The sequence below is a fragment of the Streptomyces griseus subsp. griseus genome (assembly GCF_003610995.1).
In the GTDB taxonomy this organism is placed as follows: Bacteria; Actinomycetota; Actinomycetes; order Streptomycetales; family Streptomycetaceae; genus Streptomyces.
In genome coordinates this window covers 5,598,521-5,617,399 of sequence record NZ_CP032543.1, presented here as the reverse complement: position 1 = coordinate 5,617,399, position 18,879 = coordinate 5,598,521, and the positions used below count along the sequence as shown (strand labels likewise).

Here is an 18,879-nt window from a genome sequence, read left to right as displayed (position 1 = left end):
CCGGCCCTTCGGAGGTCGTGAGCGTGAGGAGGTGGTGATGGGGGTCATGGAGGTGACGGCGTGCGTCGTGGGGCCCGGAGGCTTCCCCTCTGTGGTCCACGGTAGGGCGGGGTGGCCGCGATCGTGTTTGTCCGGGGTGGAGTGAGGGGGCCTATGCGGTGCGCCGGTTTGTCGGACACGGTGCCCGCGAAGGGTCGGCGGTGGTGTGCGGCCCGCGTGCGCCGCGCGTCGTGGCGGCGGTGTCCGTACGGTCGGCCGCGGCGTCCGGGCCGCGTGCTCCGGTTGACGGGGACCGGGTCCCGGTCGGTCGCCCTGGGCCGAGACCGATCCCCGCCCGGTCACTCCTCGGGCGGTGCCGCCGCCTCCGTCGCCTTCAGCGCGAGCCACAGCTCCATCCGGGCGTCCGGGTCGTCCAGTGAGCGGCCCAGGATCTCCTCCACCCGGCGCATCCGGTAGCGCAGAGTGTGCCGGTGTACGCCCAGGTCGGCGGCGGCCGCGTCCCACTGGCCGTGGCGGGAGAGCCACGCCCGCAGGGAGGCCACGAGGTCGCCGCGGCCCTTGGCGTCGTGCTCGTACAGGGCGCGGAGCATGCCGTCGGCGAAGGCCCGTACCGCATCGTCGGCAAGCAGCGGCAGCACCGAACCGGCCGCCAGCTCCTCGTGTTCGACCAGGGCCCTGCCCCGGCGGCGGGCGACCGAGAGTGCCTGTTCGGCCTGCTTGTACGCGGCGGAGACGGCGATCGGGCCGCAGGGGGCGGAGAGTCCCACCACCACGTCGCTGTCCTCGGCGCCGCCCTCGCGCGGGGCGCGGTCGTCCTGGGCCTCGGCGTAGGCCGCGCAGGCGGCGACCGCGGTGCCGCCGTCGGCCGCCAGCACCACGACGCGCTCGCCCTCGGGGACCATCAGCACCGCCTCGCCCGAGCGGGCGGCGGCGGCCTCCATCGTCTCGGTGAGCAGCTCGAAACCGGCGGGCGCGGCCGCCTCCGCGATCAGCAGCCGGAAGGGGGCGTCCAGGAGACCGCCGTACAGGTCTCCGGCGACCGCCCGGGCGTGGTCGGGCTGCCCGGCCAGCAGCATGCGCAGGACGGCGGCGCCCAAGCGCTGTTCGGCGCCCTGGAGGGAGCGGGAGCGGGCGGTGGTGAGGGTGAGCAGGGCGACGGCGGAGTGGACGGCGTACCGCTCGGCGGTTCCCAGGGCCGCGCCCGTACCGACGGCCAGTGCGCCGCGTGCCCGGCGGCCGGTGCCCAGCGACTGGAGTTCGACCCGGTCCTCGCTGTCGCCGACGACGACGCTGGCGGGCGCGGGTCTGTCCCGGAGGCGTTCGACGTCGGGGACGAGGCGGGCGGCGCGGCGGGCGGCCCAGTCGGGGGCGGCGGCGAGCACCGCGCCCGAAGTGTCGTACAGCGCCGCCCAGCCGTCGATGTGGGCGGCGAGGCGGGCGAGGAGGTCGGCCGGGCCGTCCCCGGCGAGTGCGGCCTTCGTCAGTTCGCGCTGGGCCTCGAAGCCGGCGGTGACCGCGCGATACTGGTCGGCGGCGATGGCGGCGGAGACCGCCTTGCTGATGGCGAGGAACGGGGTGCGGCGGGGCACTTCGAGGAGCGGAAGACCCGCTTCCCCGGCGGCTTCGACAAGGGCGGCCGGGATGGCGTCGTAGTTCACGCCGACCGCGAAGCCGACGCCCGCGACGCCCGCTCCGGCCAGCCGGCGAACGTACCGGCGCATGGACTCGGCGTTCTCTGCGTCCAGGTTGGTGGCGGTCACCAGCAGTAGTTCGCCGCCGTCCATGTACGGGACGGGGTCGGCGAGCTCGCTGGCATGGGCCCAGCGCACCGGGGTGTCGAGGCGGTCCGCCCCCGCCCGCACCGTGAGCTTGAGCGCCGAGTGCTGGACGAGCGAGGCGAGCGTGGGGGGCATGGGACCGGGAACCCTCGGTGTCGGAGACGCGTGACCGGCGAGGGGTCTCGCCGGTGCGATCGGTGGTCGGTGGTCGGTGGTCGGCAGCTTGTGATCAGTGATCGTTGACCGGTGGACGGTGGTCAGCGGCCGGTCATCGATGACTACTCCGTCGCGTATGAACGGCTGCCACCGATTCTGCCAGGGCGGCAGAGTTCCTGGAACCGCTCTCAACCCTCCCCGGTCGCCGAGGGGTGTCTCTCAGCCACCCAGCTCCACCAGCAGCGGCGGTGCGTGCTCGCCCTCCACCGTCGTCAGCCGGATCACCGCGTGCCCGGCCGGGACCGCGTACGCCAGCTCCGATGCCGACCAGCGCTCCTTCTCCACCTGCCGTACGGTCACCGCGTCCGTGGTCACCGCCTTGCCCGTGACCAGCTTGCGCAGCGCGTGCAGGGCGCGGGTGAACGGCTGGTCGGCGAAGACGGTGTGCTGGGCGACCTCGCGGGTCTCCACCCACTCCTTGCCCCAGGACTCGGCGAATCGCTTGCCGTCCCACGTGGTGATGCCGGAGAAGGCGGCCGTGCAGCCGACCGCGCCGAGCAGCGGGGTGTGCAGGGGTTCGGGGACGTCGTCGACGGTACGGAGGGTGAGGACGGCCCCGGCGTTGACCGAGCGGAGCCGGCGGATGCCGCGTACGGTCTCGGCGGTCACCGCGTGGGTCGCGTCGTCCAGGACCAGGCCGACGAAGAGGGTGGTGTCGGTGCGGGCGGCCGTGATCGCGGTGAACTGGGCGAGCAGCAGCCGGGTGAGGAGGCGGGAGGCCTCCGCGTGGCCGCGTTCCGGCAGGTCGATACGGACCCGCAGCGGGTACTGGCCCAGCGAGCGCAGCGCGAAGGGGCGGGCGTCCGGGCCGGTGGCGAAGAACCCGGCGAAGGCGGGCCGGTCCAGCAGCGCCACCCGGTCCGCGAGGGCCGGGGCGGGGTCGCCGGGACCGCCCGCCTGCCGGGTGCGGGCCTCCAACTCGCGGAGCATCGCCTGCTGCCCCGCCGCTTCGAGGGTGGCCCGGAGCGCGGCGAGGGCCTGCGGGGAGCCGTCGAGAAGTTCGCGCAGTTCCGGTACGGAGGGGAAGTGGCCGTGGGCCGTCCGGTACGGGCCGAGCAGCTGGGCGAGGACGGTGGCGGCGCGGCGGCTGTCCAGGCTGCCGACATCGCCGACGAGCCCCTCCGCCAGGACGGCCGCGGCCTCGTCGGGGTCGGAGGTGCCGCCGTAGAGGTCGAGGTCGTGGGCGGAGGCGGGGTTGCCGACGCGTACGACGACGTCGAAGGCCTCGTCCGGACCGAGCGGGCTGCCCGTGGCGCCGACGGCGAGGACGGCCGCCTGACCGGCCAGGGCGCGCAGGCCGAGGGCCTCGACGACCGGGCGCACCAGCCGGGCGGACTTGCCCGAGCCGGGCGGCCCTACGGCCAGCAGCGAGGTGCCGAGCAGGGCGGGATCCAGGGCGAGGCCGGTGGTCCGGCGGGTGTAGGGGTTGTGCGGGTCGTCGGCGCAGCGACCGATGCGGACCTGGCCGGTGAGCACATCGTGGCGGGCGGTGCGGCGGGGCAGATCGCGGTGGCCCGAGGGGTGCAGGGCGGCCGCTCCCCCGGTGCGCAGGACGGCTTCGGCGAGCGGGGCCAGGCGGTCGGGGCTGCGGGTGGCCCGCTCCCAGGCGTGGCGGAGGCGGGCCACGTCCACGTCGTTCATCCGGCCGGTGCGGACCTCGGCGGTGAGGGTGTCCGCCGCGTCGGTCCAGCCCGCCGCGCGCAGCTCGGGCCACCGGTCGGCCGAGGTCGCGGAGGCGGGGGGCGGGGCGTCGGCCGGGGCCGGTGTGGTGGTGCCCCTGCGGGCCGCGATCAGCTCGCGCCAGCGGCCCAGACGGGCGAAGGGGTAAAGGACTGCGGCGGCGATCAGGGCGTAGACGACGTTGACGACGGTCTGGCTCTGGTAGATCTCACCGCCCGCGACGGCGGCGACCAGGGCCAGGACCGGGCGGACGACCGGCAGGGTCTCCTTCCAGACCAGGAGCTGGGTGAGGCCTCCCGCGACGGCCGCCACGAGGGCGAGGAAGGGCTGGCCACGGCTCACGACATGGCGGCGGAAGAGCTCGGAGAAGTTCCCGATCCGGCCGCAGCCGTAGACGAGCAGCCCGAAGAGGAGGGCCTCGTACACGGTGAGGGCGTCGGAGCCCTCGATGCTGCGGGGACCGCCGGAGATTCCCGGGTTCCACCACTCGCCGGGGGTGAAGAGCTTCAGGGGGACGAGCCGGTAGGGGAGGTAGCCGTTGCGCCAGAGCGACCAGAGGAGGAGGGCGGAGAGGAGGGTGATGACGGCGCCCACGAGGAGGGAGCGGTCGGAGACCTCGTCACCCTGCTCGGGCGGACGCGGTGTGAACCCGAACCGCCAGACGCCGGGGGGCTGCGGGGGGCGGGGCGTACGCAGCCAGGCGTCGAGGGCGGGGGCCCCGGCCGTCGGCTCCTCGACGGGGGGCGGCGGGGCGGCGGGGCGGGCAGGGGGCGGCCCGGGCGGGAGCGGCGGCGGGGCGGTCCAGGCGGAGGGCTGCCCACCCCACGACGCCCCGGGTCCGCGGGCGGCGGCACCTGCGACGCCCCGGGGTCCGCGGGCGGCGGTACCTGTGGAGCCCACGGGTCCGCGGGCGCCTGGGCCCTCGGCGGCTCCCCCGGCGCGGGGTGCGGACCGCCCGGTTCCCCGGCCGGAGGCCGCTCCGGCTCGGGCTGCCCCGGCCAAGGCCGCCGCGATGGCTCCGCCGGCGGCCCCGCCGGTCCGGGCACCCTGTCCGCGCTCGTGCCCCGTACGCCGCGCGTGCCCTCGTCTTCCATGAACCACTGCCCCCTTGACCTGCCGGGTCCATCCGCTGCCCCGGTCAATCTAGTGCGCGCACACGGGGAGTTCAGCAACCCGCCCGAACAGTGACCGTCCCGGACCGGCCCGTGCCCGCATCGCAGCAGGTCGGCAGGTGCGTCGGCAGGCTGCATCCGGCCGGCGCCCCGCCATCTGTCCGCGACGGACAACGACACGCGGCCACCACTCCCGATCGGAGCATGCCCGGGTACGTCGCCCACCCCTAGCCTGCGATGAGCAGAGCGTCCGATACACCCCCAGGAGCCCCTCATGACCGCAATCCCGCAGGAGCGCCGCGTCGTCACTGCCATCCCCGGCCCGAAGTCGGTGGAGCTTCAGGCCCGCCGGCTCGCCGCCGTCGCCGCAGGTGTGGGCTCCACCCTGCCGGTGTTCACCGCCCGCGCCGGTGGCGGGATCATCGAGGACGTGGACGGCAACCGGCTGATCGACTTCGGCTCCGGCATCGCCGTGACCTCGGTCGGCGCCTCCGCCGAGGCCGTCGTACGCCGAGCCTCCGCGCAGCTCGCGGACTTCACCCACACCTGTTTCATGGTCACGCCGTACGAGGGGTACGTCGAGGTCTGTGAGCAGCTCGCCGAGCTGACGCCGGGCGACCACGCCAAGAAGTCGGCGCTGTTCAACTCGGGCGCCGAGGCCGTCGAGAACGCGGTGAAGATCGCCCGCGCCTACACCAAGCGCACCGCCGTCGTCGTCTTCGACCACGGCTACCACGGCCGGACCAACCTCACCATGGGCATGACGGCGAAGAACATGCCGTACAAGCAGGGCTTCGGCCCGTTCGCGCCCGAGGTCTACCGCGTCCCGGTCGCCTACGGCTACCGCTGGCCGACAGGCGCCGAGAACGCCGGTGCCGAGGCGTCGGCCCAGGCCATCGACGAGATCACCAAGCAGATCGGCGCGGAGAACGTCGCCGCGATCATCATCGAGCCGGTGCTCGGCGAGGGCGGCTTCATCGAGCCGGCCAAGGGCTTCCTCCCGGCGATCGCCCGGTTCGCCCAGGACAACGGCATCGTCTTCGTCGCGGACGAGATCCAGTCCGGCTTCTGCCGCACCGGCCAGTGGTTCGCCTGCGAGGACGAGGGCATCGTCCCGGACCTGATCACCACCGCCAAGGGCATCGCGGGCGGTCTGCCGCTCTCCGCCGTGACCGGCCGCGCCGAGATCATGGACGCCGCGCACGCGGGTGGTCTGGGCGGTACGTACGGTGGCAACCCGGTCGCCTGCGCGGGTGCGCTCGGCGCCATCGAGACGATGCGCGAGCTGGACCTGAACGGGAAGGCCCGGCGGATCGAGGAGATCATGAAGGACCGCCTCGGCCAGATGCAGGCGAAGCTCCCGAACGGCGACATCATCGGCGACATCCGCGGCCGTGGCGCCATGATCGCCATCGAGCTGGTGAAGTCCGGCACGAAGGACCCGAACCCGGAGGCGGCCGGCGCGCTCGCCAAGGCCTGCCACGCCGAGGGCGTCATGGTCCTGACCTGCGGCACCTACGGCAACGTGCTGCGCTTCCTGCCGCCGCTGGTGATCGGTGAGGACCTGCTCGACGAGGGCCTGGACGTCATCGAGCAGGCTTTCGGCACGCTCTGATCCTTCGCGCCCCGGTGACAGTCGGGCGGCGGTCCATTCGACGCCGCCTTCCGGCATCCGGGTGAGGGCCTGTGAAGAACGTGTGCGGGGGCGATGGCGGGTGTCGGTTGCGACTGTCGGCCGCCTCTCCGCTGCCGTACGGTTCCTGCAGATGAGAGAAACACATCGCCCGCAGGAGACCGCGGGCGATTCCGGGCCGGGGCTCCCCGAGCACCGTCCCGGGCGTGCCTTCGTGCACGCCTCCGGAGCCCCAGGCTCCGGAACTCCTCACCGATCGGACGGCCGCCCGCCCCACACCCCCCGGGGCGCGCGGCGACCCGGTCCCGCCGGCCATCCCGGAACAACCCCCCCTGTTCCCGGGTGGCCGGCCTCTCTCCTTCTCGGCTCCCTGGTGGCGCTCTTCGCGCTGATCACCTGGCAGGTGGCGGCCGACGGTCCGCTGGTCCGGCTGGACGAGCGCGTCGGCGAGAGCCTCTTCCTGCGCGGTCCCTCGGGCCTGAGCCAGCTCTGCTCGGACCTCGGCGGGGTGGCGGTCGCGCTCCCCGTCCTCGTCTGCGCGATGGCGTACGCGCTGTGGCGCGGTGCCCGGCGGCTGCCGGTGTACGCCGCCCTCACCATGGCGGCCGTGCCCGCGCTGGTGATCCCGCTGAAGGTGGCGACCGCCCGGCAGGGCCCGCTGACCGAGGCCGTCAACTACTACCCGTCGGGCCATACGGCGACGGCGGCGGTGGCGTACGGCGCTTCGGCGCTGCTCCTCCTCGCCGTCCCGCGACCGGCGTGGCTCCGCGCGTGGATGCCGCCCGCCGCCGCTGTCCTGCTGACGGCGGCGACGGGCGCCGGGCTGGTGCTGCACGGCTACCACTGGCCGCTGGACGTGCTGGCGAGCTGGTGCCTGGGGCCGGTGCTGCTGGCGCCGCTGTGGTGGGTCAGCGGTCGGCGGTGTGGGCGGGCGGGACGGCATGGATGATGCCCGTCGCCGCGATCCTCTTCACCCCGGCGACGGGCATCGGTCTGGTGGGTCACCTCAGGGCTGTGCGCCTCAGGGGTGCCTCAGCGGCCGAAGTAGGAGTTGAAGTTCCGGCTGAACTCCCAGTTGTTGAACCGGTCCCAGTTGATCGACCAGGTCATCAGGCCGCGCAGGTCGGACCAGGTCCCGTGGGTCTGGTAGGAGCCGCAGTCGGTCTTCTTCATCAGGCAGTTGAGCGCCTTGTTGACCTCGGCCGGTGAGGTGTGGCCGTTGCCCGCGTTGGTCGAGGCCGGGAGGCCGATGGCGACCTGGTCGGGGCGCAGGCCCGGGAAGACGCGGCTGGTGTTGCCCGCGACCGGGAAGCCGGCGAGCAGCATGTCGGTCATCGCGATGTGGAAGTCCGCGCCGCCCATCGAGTGGTACTGGTTGTCCAGCCCCATGATCGGGCCCGAGTTGTAGTCCTGGACGTGCAGCAGGGTCAGGTCGTCGCGCAGGGCGTGGATGACCGGCAGGTAGGCGCCGGCGCGCGGGTCCTGGCCGCCCCAGGGGCCGGAGCCGTAGAACTGGTAGCCGAGCTGGACGAAGAAGGTCTCGGGCGCCATCGTCAGGATGAAGTCGGAGCCGTACTTGGCCTTGAGGGTCTTCACCGCGGAGATCAGGTTGACGATCACCGGCGAGGTCGGGGAGCGGAAGTCGGTGTCGCCCGTGTTGAGCGAGAGGGAGTGGCCCTCGAAGTCGATGTCCAGGCCGTTCAGGCCGTAGGTGTCGATGATCTTCGAGACCGAGGTGACGAAGGCGTCCCGGGCGGCGGTGGAGGCGAGCTGTACCTGGCCGTTCTGGCCGCCGATGGAGATCAGGACCTTCTTGCCCGCCGCCTGCTTGGCCTTGATGGCGGCCTTGAACTCCGCCTCGGACTCGACGTTCGGGCACTCGGTGACCGGGCAGAGCGAGAAGCGGATATCGCCGGAGGTGACGGAGGTGGGTTCACCGAAGGCGAGGTTGATCACGTCCCAGGAAGCGGGCACGTCCGCCATGCGGGTGTAGCCGGAGCCGTTGGCGAAGCTGGAGTGGAGATAGCCGACCAGCGCCCGGGCGGGCAGCTTGGTGTCGCCGCCGCCCCCGCCGCCCGCCGTGGTGGTCGCGGTGACGGCGGCCGACTTCGCGGACTCGCCGGCCGCGTTGGTGGCGGTGACCTGGAAGCTGTACGCCGTCGAGGCGGCCAGCCCCGTCACGGTGGCGGACGGGCCGGTGGCCGAGGCCACCTTCGTACCGCCTCGGTAGACGTTGTAGCCGCTCGCGTTCGAGACGGCGTTCCAGGAGAGCGACACGGAGGACGAGGTGGTGGCGGTGGTCTTCAGACCGGCCGGGACCGCCGGGACGACCACGGGGTCGCCGCCGGGGCCGACGAGGGTGAGGTCGTCGACGTAGTGGGCGGGAGAGCCGTACCAGCCGTGGGTGTAGACGCTGACGGAGGTGGTGCTGGGGCCGGTGGTGAAGCTGGTGGTGAGCTGCTTCCAGGCGCCGGCGGACTGGGTCCAGGTGGAGACGTCGGTAGTGCCGGTGCCGGTGGCGCCGAGGTAGACGGGGCTTCCCTGTACCCAGGCGCTCAATGTGTAGCGGGAGTTGGGCTTGACCGTGACGGCCTGGGAGCACTTGGCGTTGTCGTTGCCCGCCGGGGTCCCCTTCAGCGCCTTCGTACCGCCGTGCACCGGGGTGGAGACGACCGAGCCGCTGCCCGCGGTGCAGCTCCAGCCGTCGAGGCCCGACTCGAAACCGCCGTTGCGCGCCACGTCCACGTCCGCCGCGCTCGCCGCCGGTGCCGTGGCGACCAGGGCACCGGCGGCGAGCACCGCGGCCGTACAGGTGGCCAGAAGTCCGGAAAATCTGACGGTTGGTCCCGTGCGTTCCACAACAGCCTCCGTGCAGGGGGGAATTGGGTGTGGCGTGCGCACAACATGGTCCAGACCAATCAGGTTGTCAAGACCTCTGGCAGGGGGGTCACCCCCGGTACGGCCTCCGAGCTGCGGGTCACCCCCCTTCGCGGTCGCCCTGGGCGGCGGCTCCGGCCGCCTCGTGCATCGCCAGCTCCAGCAGCCCCGCGTCCGTGAGGGTCCCCGAACCGTCCGGCGGGATCAGCCACCGCACTCCCCCGGCCGCCCGGCCCGGGTGCGGGACGACGATCCAGGTGCCGGGGCCCGCGCCCCGGATGCCGGTACCGATCCAGCGGGACGCGGTGCCCGGCGGGACGAAGAAGCCCATCCGGGACTCGCCGAAGTCGGCGAGGACCGGTCCGGGCCGGTCGATGAGCCGGGTGAGCACGTCCAGCGTCGGATAACCCAGCTCCCCCGGCAGGATCAGCACATCCCAGCGCCGGCCGGCGGGAAGGAGCGCGATCCCCTGCGGGTTCCGCTCCCACTCCCAGCGGCAGGCGCCCGGATCCGGTGCCACCGATGTGAGCCATTCGACCGCGGCCCTGGTCTCCGAGCCAGTCATGACCAGCCTCCCGTTGACGTGTGGGCACCGGCAGGGTCCTACCGGTGCGTACACGGGCGAGAGAGCGTCGGGCGTGAACTATGACGCGGGTTCCGGCTACTTGTCGGTGGTGAGGTGGGTCACACTGTTGGACAAGCTGTCAGCTGTCGAAGCCCAGCCCCAGCTTGTCCATGGTCCTCAGCCAGAGATTGCGGTGCCCGCCGTCGCTGTCGGCGCGGGCGAGGGACCGCTTGGTGATCTCGATCCCGGCCCAGGCGAACGGCTCCGGCGGGAACGGCATCGGCTTCGAGCGGACCATCTCCAGCCGGGTCCGCTCGGTCTCCCCGCCGGCGAGCAGATCCAGCATCACATCGGCCCCGAAACGGGTGGAGCCGACGCCGAGACCCGTATATCCGGCGGCGTAGGCGACCCGTCCCTGATGGGCCGTTCCGAAGAATGCCGTGAAGCGGGAACAGGTGTCGATCGCACCGCCCCAGGCGTGCGTGAAATTCAGTCCGGAAAGCTGCGGAAAACAGCCGAAGAACTGCTCCGCGAGCTTCAGGAACGTCTCCGGCCGCTGGTCCAGATCGGCGCTGAGCTTTCCGCCGTACGGATAGATCGCGTCGTATCCGCCCCACAGGATCCGGTTGTCGGCGGAGAGCCGGAAGTAATGGAACTGGTTCGCGCTGTCGCCGAGCCCCTGGCGCCCCTTCCAGCCGATGGATTCCAACTGCTCGGGCGTGAGCGGTTCGGTCATCAGCGCATAGTCGTAGACCGGCACGGTGTACGGGCGGACCCGCTTGACGAGCGACGGGAAGATGTTGGTGCCGAGCGCGACCCGGCGGGCGAAGACCCTCCCGTACGGCGTACGCACCGCCATCCCCGGGCCGGAGCGCACGAGGTCGAGGCCCCGGGTGTGCTCGTAGATCCGTACGCCCAGCTCCCGGCAGACCCGCTTCAGGCCCCAGGCGAGCTTGGCCGGGTGCAGCATCGCGACGCCGTTGCGGTCCCAGAGGCCGCCGAGGAAGGTGGGTGAGTCGACCTGGGCGCGCAGGGCGTCGCGGTCCAGGAAGTCCACGCCGGTGATGCCGAGCGCGACGATCTCCTGGTGCCATTCCCGCAGCTCTTCGAGCTGGTGGGGCTCGGTGGCGACATCGATCTCGCCGGTCCGCTCGAACTCGCAGTCGATTCCGTAGCGGGCGACGGCCTCCTCGATGGCGTCGAGGTTCCGCTCCCCAAGCTCCCCCAGCTTCGCGATCTCGTCCGGCCACCGCTCCACGCCGTTGGCCAGGCCGTGGGTGAGGGAGGCGGCGCAGAAGCCGCCGTTGCGGCCCGAGGCGGCCCAGCCCACCTCGTGCCCCTCGATGAGGACGACGTCCCGGCCGGGGTCGCGCTCCTTGGCGATGAGCGCGGTCCACAGCCCGCTGTAGCCGCCGCCGACGACGAGGAGGTCGGCGTGCTCGTCGCCGGTGAGGGCGGGCAGCGCATCGGGTCTGGCCGGGTCGTCCAGCCAGTAGGGGACCGGCTTGGCGCCGGAGAGGGATTGTGCGGCGGTACGCATGGCAGCTGGGGCCATGGTTTCCAACTCCTTCAGGACTTTCAGGTTCGAGCGTTGCTCTTTCGCCGGCTCGCGATGAGCTGGCCGACGAGGACCATCGTCACCGCAATGATGAACATGGCGGTGCCGATGACGTTGATCTGGACGGGCGTGCCGCGCTGGGCCGATCCCCAGACGAACATGGGGAAGGTGACGGTGGAGCCCGCGTTGAAATTCGTGATGATGAAATCGTCGAACGAGAGCGCGAAGGCGAGCAGCGCTCCCGCCGCGATTCCCGGTGCGGCGATGGGAAGGGTCACCCGGACAAAGGTCTGCACGGGTCCCGCGTAAAGGTCGCGGGCGGCCTCCTCCAGTCTGGGGTCCATCGACATCACGCGCGCCTTGACGGCCGTCACCACGAAGCTCAGGCAGAACATGATGTGCGCGATCAGCACGGTCCAGAAGCCGAGCTGGGCGCCCATGTTCAGGAAGAGCGTGAGCAGGGACGCGGCCATGACGACCTCGGGCATCGCCATCGGCAGGAAGATCAGCGAGCTGATCGCGCCGCGCGCCCGGAAGCGGTAGCGGACCAGCGCGAAGGCGACCATCGTGCCGAGCACGGTGGCCCCCAGCGTCGCCCAGAAGGCGATCTGGAGCGAGAGCGAGAGCGAGCCGCACATGTCGGCGACGCCGCAGGGGTCCCTCCAGGCGTCCAGCGAGAACCGCTGCCACTCGTAGTTGAAGCGCCCGTTGGGCTTGTTGAACGAGAACACCATCACGACGATGTTCGGCAGGATCATGTACGCGAGGGTGAGCAGACCCGCGATGACGATCAGGTTCCGGCGTATCCAGCGCAGTACGGGCATCAGACCAGGTCCTCCGTCCCGGAGCGGCGGATGTAGAAGGTGACCATCAGCAGGACGATCGCCATGAGGATGAACGAGAGCGCGGCGGCCGTCGGATAGTCCAGGACCCGCAGGAACTGGCTCTGGATGACGCTGCCGACCATCTTGGTGTCGGTGGAGCCCAGCAGCTCGGCGTTGACGTAGTCACCGCTGGCCGGGATGAAGGTCAGCAGGGTGCCGGAGACGACGCCGGGCATGGAGAGCGGGAACGTCACCTTGCGGAAGGTGGTGGCGGGCGTGGCGTAGAGGTCGCCCGCCGCCTCGTGCAGCCGGCCGTCGATCCGCTCCAGCGAGGTGTAGAGCGGCAGGATCATGAACGGCAGGAAGTTGTACGTCAGACCGCAGACGACGGCCATCGGCGTGGCGAGGACCCGGTTGGACTCGGTCCAGCCGAGCCAGCTGGTGACGTCCAGGACGTGCAGGGTGTTGAGCACGTCCACGACCGCGCCGCCGTCGGCGAGGATCGTCTTCCACGCCAGCGTACGGATGAGGAAGCTGGTGAAGAACGGGGCGATGACCAGCACCAGCACCAGGTTGCGCCAGCGGCCCGCCTTGAAGGCGATGAGGTAGGCGAGCGGGTAGCCCAGCAGCAGGCAGAGGATCGTGGCGGTGCCCGCGTACAGCAGGGACCGGATGAACTGCGGGTAGTAGTCCCGCAGCGCGTCCACGTACGTCTGGAAGTGCCAGGTGACCTCGAAGCCCTGCTCCAGCGAGCCGGTCTGTACGGAGGTGGAGGCCTGGTAGACCAGCGGCAGCGCGAAGAAGACCAGCAGCCACAGGATGCCGGGGAGCAGCAGCCAGTACGGGACGAGCCGTTTACGGGTGGAGGGCTTGCGGAGCGTGGGCTGCCGGGGCTCCTCGGGGTTCGGGGAGGGCGCGGGCGGCGCCTTGGTGGCGCTCACTCCGCGTCCTCCACGCTGGTGGCGCCCGCGTCGATGTCCTGGTCGGCGTCGAGGCCGAAGGTGTGGGCCGGGTTCCAGTGCAGGACGACCTCGGCACCGGGGACGAGCCGCGTATCCCTCTCGACGTTCTGCTCGTACACCTGGAGCGCGGTCCCGGCCGGGCTCTCGACCACGTACTGCGTGGAGACGCCGATGAAGCTGGAGTCGGTGATGCGGCCGGTGACCCGGTTGCGGCCCGCGGCGATGTCATCCGCGTCGTCCGCGTGGGCGAGGGAGATCTTCTCGGGCCGGATGCCGAGGAGGAGCCGGCCGCCGCTGGTGGTGGGAGCCGAACATCGCTCCCGGGGCAGCGCCAGCTTTCCGCCGCCCGCGGCCACCACCAGGTCCTCGCCGGCCGACACGATCTCGCCCGCGATGAGGTTGGAGGTGCCGAGGAAGTTGGCGACGAAGGTGGTGCGCGGGTTCTCGTAGAGGTCGGCGGGGGCGCCGAGCTGTTCGACCCGGCCGCCGTTCATCACCGCGACGGTGTCGGCCATGGTCATGGCCTCCTCCTGGTCGTGGGTGACGTGCACGAAGGTGATGCCGACCTCGGTCTGGATCCGCTTGAGCTCCAGCTGCATCTGGCGGCGGAGCTTGAGGTCGAGGGCGCCGAGCGGCTCGTCCAGCAGCAGGACCTGCGGGTGGTTGATGAGCGCGCGGGCGACGGCGACGCGCTGCTGCTGGCCACCGGAGAGCTGGTGCGGTTTGCGGCGGGCGAAGTCGCCGAGCTGGACCAACTCCAGCATGTCGTCGACCTGCTTCTTCACCGACTTGACGCCGCGCCGGCGCAGGCCGAAGGCGACGTTCTCGGTGATGTCCAGGTGCGGGAAGAGCGCGTAGCTCTGGAAGACGGTGTTGACCGGCCGCTTGTACGGGGGCAGGTCGGTGATGTCCTTGCCGCCGAGGAACACCGTGCCGGTGGTGGCCTCCTCCAGCCCGGCGATCATCCGCAGGGTGGTGGTCTTGCCGCAGCCGGAGGCGCCGAGCAGGGCGAAGAAGGAGCCCTGCGGGACGGTCAGGTCCAGGGGCTGTACGGCGGTGAAGGAGCCGTAGGTCTTGCTGATCCCGACGAGGCGGACATCGCCGCCCGCGGTCTGCTGCTGCTGTGTCATGGGTCGCGGTCCCAGTGTGTTCGGGGGGAGTTCGGAGGGAGGCGGGGCCGGTGGGGTACCGGCGGTCACCGGGTCAGGCGCCGATGAGTTTGGCGAACTTCTCCTCGTACGCCGTCTCTTCCTCCGTACTCAGGGAGCGGAAGGAACGGGACTTCGCCGCCATCTCCCGGTCGGGGAGGATCAGGGTGTTGGAGGCCATCGACTCGTCGATCCTGGCGAGTTCGTCGCGTACGCCGTCGACCGGGCAGACGTAGTTGATGTACGCGGCGAGCTGGGCGGCGACCGGCGGCTCGTAGTAGTGGTCGATGAGCTTCTCGGCGTTGGTCTTGTGCCGGGCCTGCGCGGGGACCAGGAGGTTGTCGCTGGAGATGATGTAGCCGGCGGCCGGGATCGCGTACTTGATGTCCGGGTTGTCGGTCTGGAGCTGGACGATGTCCCCGGCCCAGCCGACGCAGGCGGCGATGTCGCCCTTGCTGAGGTCGGCGGTGTAGTCGTTGCCGGTGAAGCGGCGGATCTGCTTCTTGTCGACGGCCTTCTGGAGCCGGCCGATCGCCCCGTCGAAGTCGGCGTCGGTGAACTTCCCCGGGTCCTTGCCCTGGTCGAGGAGGGTCATGCCGATGGTGTCGCGCATCTCGGAGAGGAAGGAGACGCGGCCCTTGAGCTTGGGGTCGTCCAGGAGCTGGGTGACCGAGTCGACCTTCCGGCCGCCGGTCGCCTTCACGTTGTAGGCGATCACCGTGGGGATGCCGGTCCAGGGGTAGGAGTAGGCGCGGCCCGGGTCCCAGTCGGGGGTGCGGAACTGGGCGGAGACGTTGGCGAAGGCGTGCGGGAGGTTCGAGGGGTCCAGCTTCTGCGCCCAGCCGAGCCGGATGATGCGGGCGGCCAGCCAGTCGGTGACGCAGATGAGGTCGCGTCCGGTGTTCTGGCCGGCGGCGAGCTGCGGTTTGATCTTCCCGAAGAACTCGACGTTGTCGTTGATGTCCTCGGTGTACTTGACCTTGATGCCGGTGCGCTTCGTGAAGGCCGCGAGGGTGGGGCGGCTCTTCTCGTCGTCGCTGACGTCCATGTACTCGGTCCAGTTGGAGAAGTTCACCACCTTCTCCTTCGCCGAGTGGTCGTCGGCGGCGGCGGCTCCCTCGGCGCGTCCGGCGGGCGGGATGCCGCAGGCGCCGAGGGTGGCTATCCCGCCCAGGGCAAGGGCGCCCATGCCGGAGGCGCGCAGCAGGGAGCGGCGGGTGAGGGCGCCCCTGCCGCTGGTCAGGGAACGCCTCATGGCCGCCAGCTGGACCGGCGAGAGGCGCTCGGGCTCGTAACTCTCCATACGCTGTATGCCCTTTCGGGTGGGAGGCCGCTGGGGGGCCTGTCGGCCCCCGGTCGCGCGGCAGCTGCTATCGGTCCCCGAAGATCGTGCGGTGCCAGTCCTTGCGGGCGACCGCGGTGTTGTCGTACATGACGTGCTTGACCTGCGTGTACTCCTCGAAGGAGTACGCCGACATGTCCTTGCCGAAGCCGCTGGCCTTGTATCCGCCGTGCGGCATCTCGGAGAGGATCGGGATGTGGTCGTTCACCCACACACAGCCCGCCTGGATCTCGCGGGTGGCGCGGTTCGCGCGGTACAGGTCGCGGGTCCAGGCGGAGGCGGCCAGTCCGTACGGGGTGTCGTTGGCGAGGGCGATGCCCTCGTCGTCGGTGTCGAAGGGCAGCACCACCAGGACCGGGCCGAAGATCTCCGACTGGACGATCTCGCTGTCCTGGGCGGCGCCCGCGACGAGGGTGGGCCGGTAGTACGCGCCGTCGGCGAGTTCGCCGCCGGGGGCCTCGCCGCCGGTGACGACCTGGGCGTAGCCGCGGGCCCGCTCCACGAAGGCGGCGACACGGTCGCGCTGGGCGTGGCTGATGAGGGGGCCGAGGTCGGTGGCGGCGTCGAAGGGGTCGCCGAGGCGGACGGTCTCCATGAGGGCGGCGACGTCGCGGACGAAGGCGTCGTAGAGGGGGCGCTGGACGTAGGCGCGGGTGGCGGCGGTGCAGTCCTGGCCGGTGTTGATGAGCGATCCGGCGACCGCGCCGTGGACGGCGGCCTCCAGGTCGGCGTCGTCGAAGACCACGAAGGGGGCCTTGCCGCCGAGCTCCAGGTGGAGCCGCTTGACGGTGGCGGTGGCGATCTCCGCGACCCGCTTGCCGACGGCGGTGGAGCCGGTGAAGGAGGTCATCACGACATCCGGGTGGCCCACCAGGTGCTCGCCCGCCTCCTGGCCGGCGCCGGTGACGATGTTGATGACGCCGTCGGGGATGCCCGCCTCGGTGGCGGCCTGGGCGAACATCAGCGAGGTCAGCGGGGTGAGCTCGGCGGGCTTGAGGACGATGGTGTTGCCCGCGGCGACCGCCGGGAGGATCTTCCAGGCGGCCATCTGGAGGGGGTAGTTCCAGGGGGCGATGGAGCCGACGACCCCGATCGCCTCGCGGCGTACGTACGAGGTGTGGTCGCCGTCGTACTCGGCGGCGGCCTTGCCCTCCAGATGGCGGGCGGCCCCCGCGAAGAAGGCGGCGTTGTCGACGGTCCCGGGCACGTCGAACTCGGTGGAGAGCTTGACCGGCTTCCCGCACTGGAGGGACTCGGCGTACGCGAAGTCGTCGGCCTGCTCGGCGAGGACGGCGGCGAACCGGTGCAGGGCCTCGGAGCGCTCGCCGGGGGTGGTGCCCGACCAGCCGGGGAAGGCGGCCTTGGCGGCGGCGACGGCCGCGTCCACGTCCCCGGTGCCCGCCAGCTCGTACCGCAGGACGCTCTCGCCGGTCGCCGGGTTCACCACGTCGTGGTGGCGGCCGGACGTGCCCGGGAGCAGCTTGCCGCCGATGTACTGCGCACCTTCCGCGAAGCGGTCCTGAACCTGGAAGCCGTTGCTCATGACGCTCTCCTCCGCCGCTGTACCCGCTGGGCGGGGTCGGCGTAGCCTCTTCGTGAATTGAGTGCCGATCCTGACAGAGGGGTCCAGGCCCAACAAGTGATTCCGTTGTTGCCTTTTGGTTACGCGACGGAATCTGTCGACCATGTGTCGTGTCGGTGCGGAAATCCCCGTACGGAGTGTCAGTGGCGGATGCCACACTCACATGCCATGGGACCGATCGATGAGCTTCTGGCCGACGTGGCGCAGGGCAAGCGGGTGAAGTATCTGCCGTTCTGGGGTCACAGCTCGCGCCCGGACGGCCGGCTCGGGCCGAGCTGTCTGAGCCAGTGGTGGCCGTCGCCGTTCACGGTGGACGGGGTGACGTACGCAAGCGCCGAGCACTGGATGATGGCCGGCAAGGCCCGCCTCTTCGGCGATACGGAGGCGGAGCGGGCGGCCGTTGCGGCGAGCGGCCCGGCGGCGGCGAAGAAGACGGGGCGGCTGGTGCGCGGCTTCGACGAGGACGTGTGGATACGGGAGCGGTTCGCCCTGGTCGTGGAGGGCTCCACGCACAAGTTCGGGCAGGACCCCGGGCTGGCCGGCTATCTGCTGGGCACCGGCGACCGGGTGCTGGTGGAGGCGTCGCCGCTGGACCGGATCTGGGGGATCGGGCTGGCCGCGGACGACGAGCGGGTGGAGCGGCCGCAGGAGTGGCGGGGGCTCAATCTGCTGGGGTTCGCACTGATGGAGGCCCGGGAGCGGCTGCGGGCGGCCTAGACCGACGCGGGCCTTCCGGGACCGGCTGCGGGCGGCTTAGCCCCCCTGGTACGGCAGCGCCGCCCGGTCCGGCGGGGAGTCGTCCCTGCCGGGGCGGGCGGCGCGGATGCGGTACGTCCCCGTGGCTAGCCGCGGCCCTCGATGACCAGCGACGTGGCGAAGGGGTCGTCGTCGTAGGTGTCGTCGAAGCTGGAGTCACCGTTGGCGATGGCCCAGATGATGAAGCCGAGGAGCACGGAGCCGATCACGATGCCGACCGATCCCGTGATGATCCCGGCGATCGCCATGCCCCGGTTGGTGGCCTCGCCGCGCTTGGCCCGGCCGAGGCCGATGATGCCGAAGATCAGCGCGAGGATGCCGAGGATGATGTTCACCCCGTACAGGCAGAAGCCGACGATCGAGATGATGCCGAGCACCAGCGCGGCCGTGCCGAGGCCGTTGGAGGGCTGCGGCCCCCAGGGCTGCTGGCCGCCGTAGGGGTCGTACCCGGGATAGCCGGCGTACGGCTGCGCCGGGGGTGCCGGGTAGCCGTAGTGCGCGGTGCCGGGCGGTGCCTGGTGGCCGGGGCCGGCCGGTCCGACCGGCGGCGGCGGTACGGCCGAGGGCGGCGGGCCGAAGCCGCCGCCCGCCGGTATCGGCCCGGTGGATTCCGGGGCCGGGCCCGCACTCGGCATCGACGTCACGGTCTGCTGGTCGTGGACGGTGGGCGGGGGCGGAGTGGGGGCGTCCTGCTTGCCCAGCTCCACCCTGCTCTCCGGCGGTGCCCACGGATCGCGCGCGGCCCCACCCCCGGGCTGCTCTGTGTTGTCTGACATGGGCCTCCCCCATCGTGATCCCGTCATGCTACGGCCCGGCCCCCGTCGCCTCACCCCGCCTACGATGATC

At 71.7% G+C, this 18,879-nt stretch carries 14 protein-coding genes; 3 read left to right on the top strand and 11 right to left on the bottom strand.

Features of this window, described 5'->3' with window-relative positions; all coding sequences use genetic code 11:
• Positions 1 to 338: 338 nt before the first annotated feature.
• Together D6270_RS25480 and D6270_RS25475 are read right to left on the bottom strand one after the other, a co-directional pair.
• The gene (locus D6270_RS25480) at positions 339 to 1,913 is read right to left on the bottom strand and encodes a PucR family transcriptional regulator (protein WP_109163329.1); all 1,575 of its coding nucleotides are present in this window, start codon (positions 1,911 to 1,913) and stop codon (positions 339 to 341) included.
• 240 nt (positions 1,914 to 2,153) lie between these two features.
• The gene (locus D6270_RS25475) at positions 2,154 to 4,574 is read right to left on the bottom strand and encodes an ATP/GTP-binding protein (RefSeq protein WP_151414722.1); all 2,421 of its coding nucleotides are present in this window, start codon (positions 4,572 to 4,574) and stop codon (positions 2,154 to 2,156) included.
• Between the two features lie 486 nt (positions 4,575 to 5,060).
• Here D6270_RS25475 and gabT point away from each other — a divergent pair, with 486 nt between their 5' ends.
• Positions 5,061 to 6,401 (top strand): 4-aminobutyrate--2-oxoglutarate transaminase, encoded by a 1,341-nt coding sequence (gabT, locus tag D6270_RS25470; protein WP_109163330.1) that lies wholly within the window; start codon positions 5,061 to 5,063, stop codon positions 6,399 to 6,401.
• 151 nt (positions 6,402 to 6,552) lie between these two features.
• Entirely contained in the window at positions 6,553 to 7,368 is an 816-nt protein-coding gene (locus tag D6270_RS25465; protein WP_109163331.1) for a phosphatase PAP2 family protein, read from the top strand.
• A gap of 83 nt (positions 7,369 to 7,451) precedes the next feature.
• Here the strand turns inward: D6270_RS25465 and D6270_RS25460 are convergent, their stop codons facing one another.
• The 8 genes from D6270_RS25460 to D6270_RS25425 all read right to left on the bottom strand — a co-directional run bounded on the left by D6270_RS25460 (position 7,452) and on the right by D6270_RS25425 (position 17,238).
• A complete protein-coding gene (locus D6270_RS25460; protein WP_109163332.1) occupies positions 7,452 to 9,278 on the bottom strand; it encodes a chitinase in 1,827 nt (608 codons plus the stop codon).
• A 118-nt stretch (positions 9,279 to 9,396) separates the two neighbouring features.
• Positions 9,397 to 9,861, bottom strand: coding sequence for a hypothetical protein (locus D6270_RS25455; protein ID WP_109163333.1), 465 nt, complete (start codon positions 9,859 to 9,861; stop codon positions 9,397 to 9,399).
• A 139-nt stretch (positions 9,862 to 10,000) separates the two neighbouring features.
• Positions 10,001 to 11,416, bottom strand: a complete 1,416-nt coding sequence (locus D6270_RS25450; RefSeq protein ID WP_109163334.1) for an NAD(P)/FAD-dependent oxidoreductase — start codon at positions 11,414 to 11,416, stop codon at positions 10,001 to 10,003.
• A gap of 23 nt (positions 11,417 to 11,439) precedes the next feature.
• Positions 11,440 to 12,243, bottom strand: coding sequence for an ABC transporter permease (locus D6270_RS25445; protein ID WP_109163335.1), 804 nt, complete (start codon positions 12,241 to 12,243; stop codon positions 11,440 to 11,442).
• The gene (locus tag D6270_RS25440) at positions 12,243 to 13,184 is read right to left on the bottom strand and encodes an ABC transporter permease (protein WP_109163336.1); all 942 of its coding nucleotides are present in this window, start codon (positions 13,182 to 13,184) and stop codon (positions 12,243 to 12,245) included. The genes D6270_RS25445 and D6270_RS25440 overlap by 1 nt, the downstream gene beginning before the upstream one ends.
• A complete protein-coding gene (locus D6270_RS25435) occupies positions 13,181 to 14,335 on the bottom strand; it encodes an ABC transporter ATP-binding protein (protein ID WP_109163337.1) in 1,155 nt (384 codons plus the stop codon). Before D6270_RS25435 ends, D6270_RS25440 begins: the two co-directional genes overlap by 4 nt.
• A gap of 73 nt (positions 14,336 to 14,408) precedes the next feature.
• The gene (locus tag D6270_RS25430; protein WP_109163338.1) at positions 14,409 to 15,656 is read right to left on the bottom strand and encodes an ABC transporter substrate-binding protein; all 1,248 of its coding nucleotides are present in this window, start codon (positions 15,654 to 15,656) and stop codon (positions 14,409 to 14,411) included.
• A gap of 67 nt (positions 15,657 to 15,723) precedes the next feature.
• A complete protein-coding gene (locus D6270_RS25425) occupies positions 15,724 to 17,238 on the bottom strand; it encodes a gamma-aminobutyraldehyde dehydrogenase (protein WP_109163339.1) in 1,515 nt (504 codons plus the stop codon).
• Between the two features lie 207 nt (positions 17,239 to 17,445).
• On the opposite strand from D6270_RS25425, the gene D6270_RS25420 reads away from it, so the two are divergent.
• Entirely contained in the window at positions 17,446 to 17,994 is a 549-nt protein-coding gene (locus D6270_RS25420; protein WP_109163340.1) for a riboflavin biosynthesis intermediates N-glycosidase, read from the top strand.
• 125 nt (positions 17,995 to 18,119) lie between these two features.
• Here D6270_RS25420 and D6270_RS25415 read toward each other — a convergent pair whose 3' ends face one another.
• Positions 18,120 to 18,809, bottom strand: coding sequence for a DUF4190 domain-containing protein (locus tag D6270_RS25415; RefSeq protein ID WP_109163341.1), 690 nt, complete (start codon positions 18,807 to 18,809; stop codon positions 18,120 to 18,122).
• Positions 18,810 to 18,879: the final 70 nt, after the last annotated feature.

What these genes read in the sequence shown, in the direction of transcription:
- D6270_RS25480 (WP_109163329.1), bottom strand. Translation starts at nt 1,913, where the DNA reads ATGCCCCCCACGCTCGCCTCGCTCGTCCAGCACTCGGCGCTCAAGCTC.
- gabT (WP_109163330.1), top strand. Translation starts at nt 5,061, where the DNA reads ATGACCGCAATCCCGCAGGAGCGCCGCGTCGTCACTGCCATCCCCGGC.
- D6270_RS25465 (WP_109163331.1), top strand. Translation starts at nt 6,553, where the DNA reads ATGAGAGAAACACATCGCCCGCAGGAGACCGCGGGCGATTCCGGGCCG.
- D6270_RS25455 (WP_109163333.1), bottom strand. Translation starts at nt 9,861, where the DNA reads ATGACTGGCTCGGAGACCAGGGCCGCGGTCGAATGGCTCACATCGGTG.
- D6270_RS25450 (WP_109163334.1), bottom strand. Translation starts at nt 11,416, where the DNA reads ATGGCCCCAGCTGCCATGCGTACCGCCGCACAATCCCTCTCCGGCGCC.
- D6270_RS25445 (WP_109163335.1), bottom strand. Translation starts at nt 12,243, where the DNA reads ATGCCCGTACTGCGCTGGATACGCCGGAACCTGATCGTCATCGCGGGT.
- D6270_RS25435 (WP_109163337.1), bottom strand. Translation starts at nt 14,335, where the DNA reads ATGACACAGCAGCAGCAGACCGCGGGCGGCGATGTCCGCCTCGTCGGG.
- D6270_RS25430 (WP_109163338.1), bottom strand. Translation starts at nt 15,656, where the DNA reads ATGGAGAGTTACGAGCCCGAGCGCCTCTCGCCGGTCCAGCTGGCGGCC.
- D6270_RS25425 (WP_109163339.1), bottom strand. Translation starts at nt 17,238, where the DNA reads ATGAGCAACGGCTTCCAGGTTCAGGACCGCTTCGCGGAAGGTGCGCAG.
- D6270_RS25420 (WP_109163340.1), top strand. Translation starts at nt 17,446, where the DNA reads ATGGGACCGATCGATGAGCTTCTGGCCGACGTGGCGCAGGGCAAGCGG.
- D6270_RS25415 (WP_109163341.1), bottom strand. Translation starts at nt 18,809, where the DNA reads ATGTCAGACAACACAGAGCAGCCCGGGGGTGGGGCCGCGCGCGATCCG.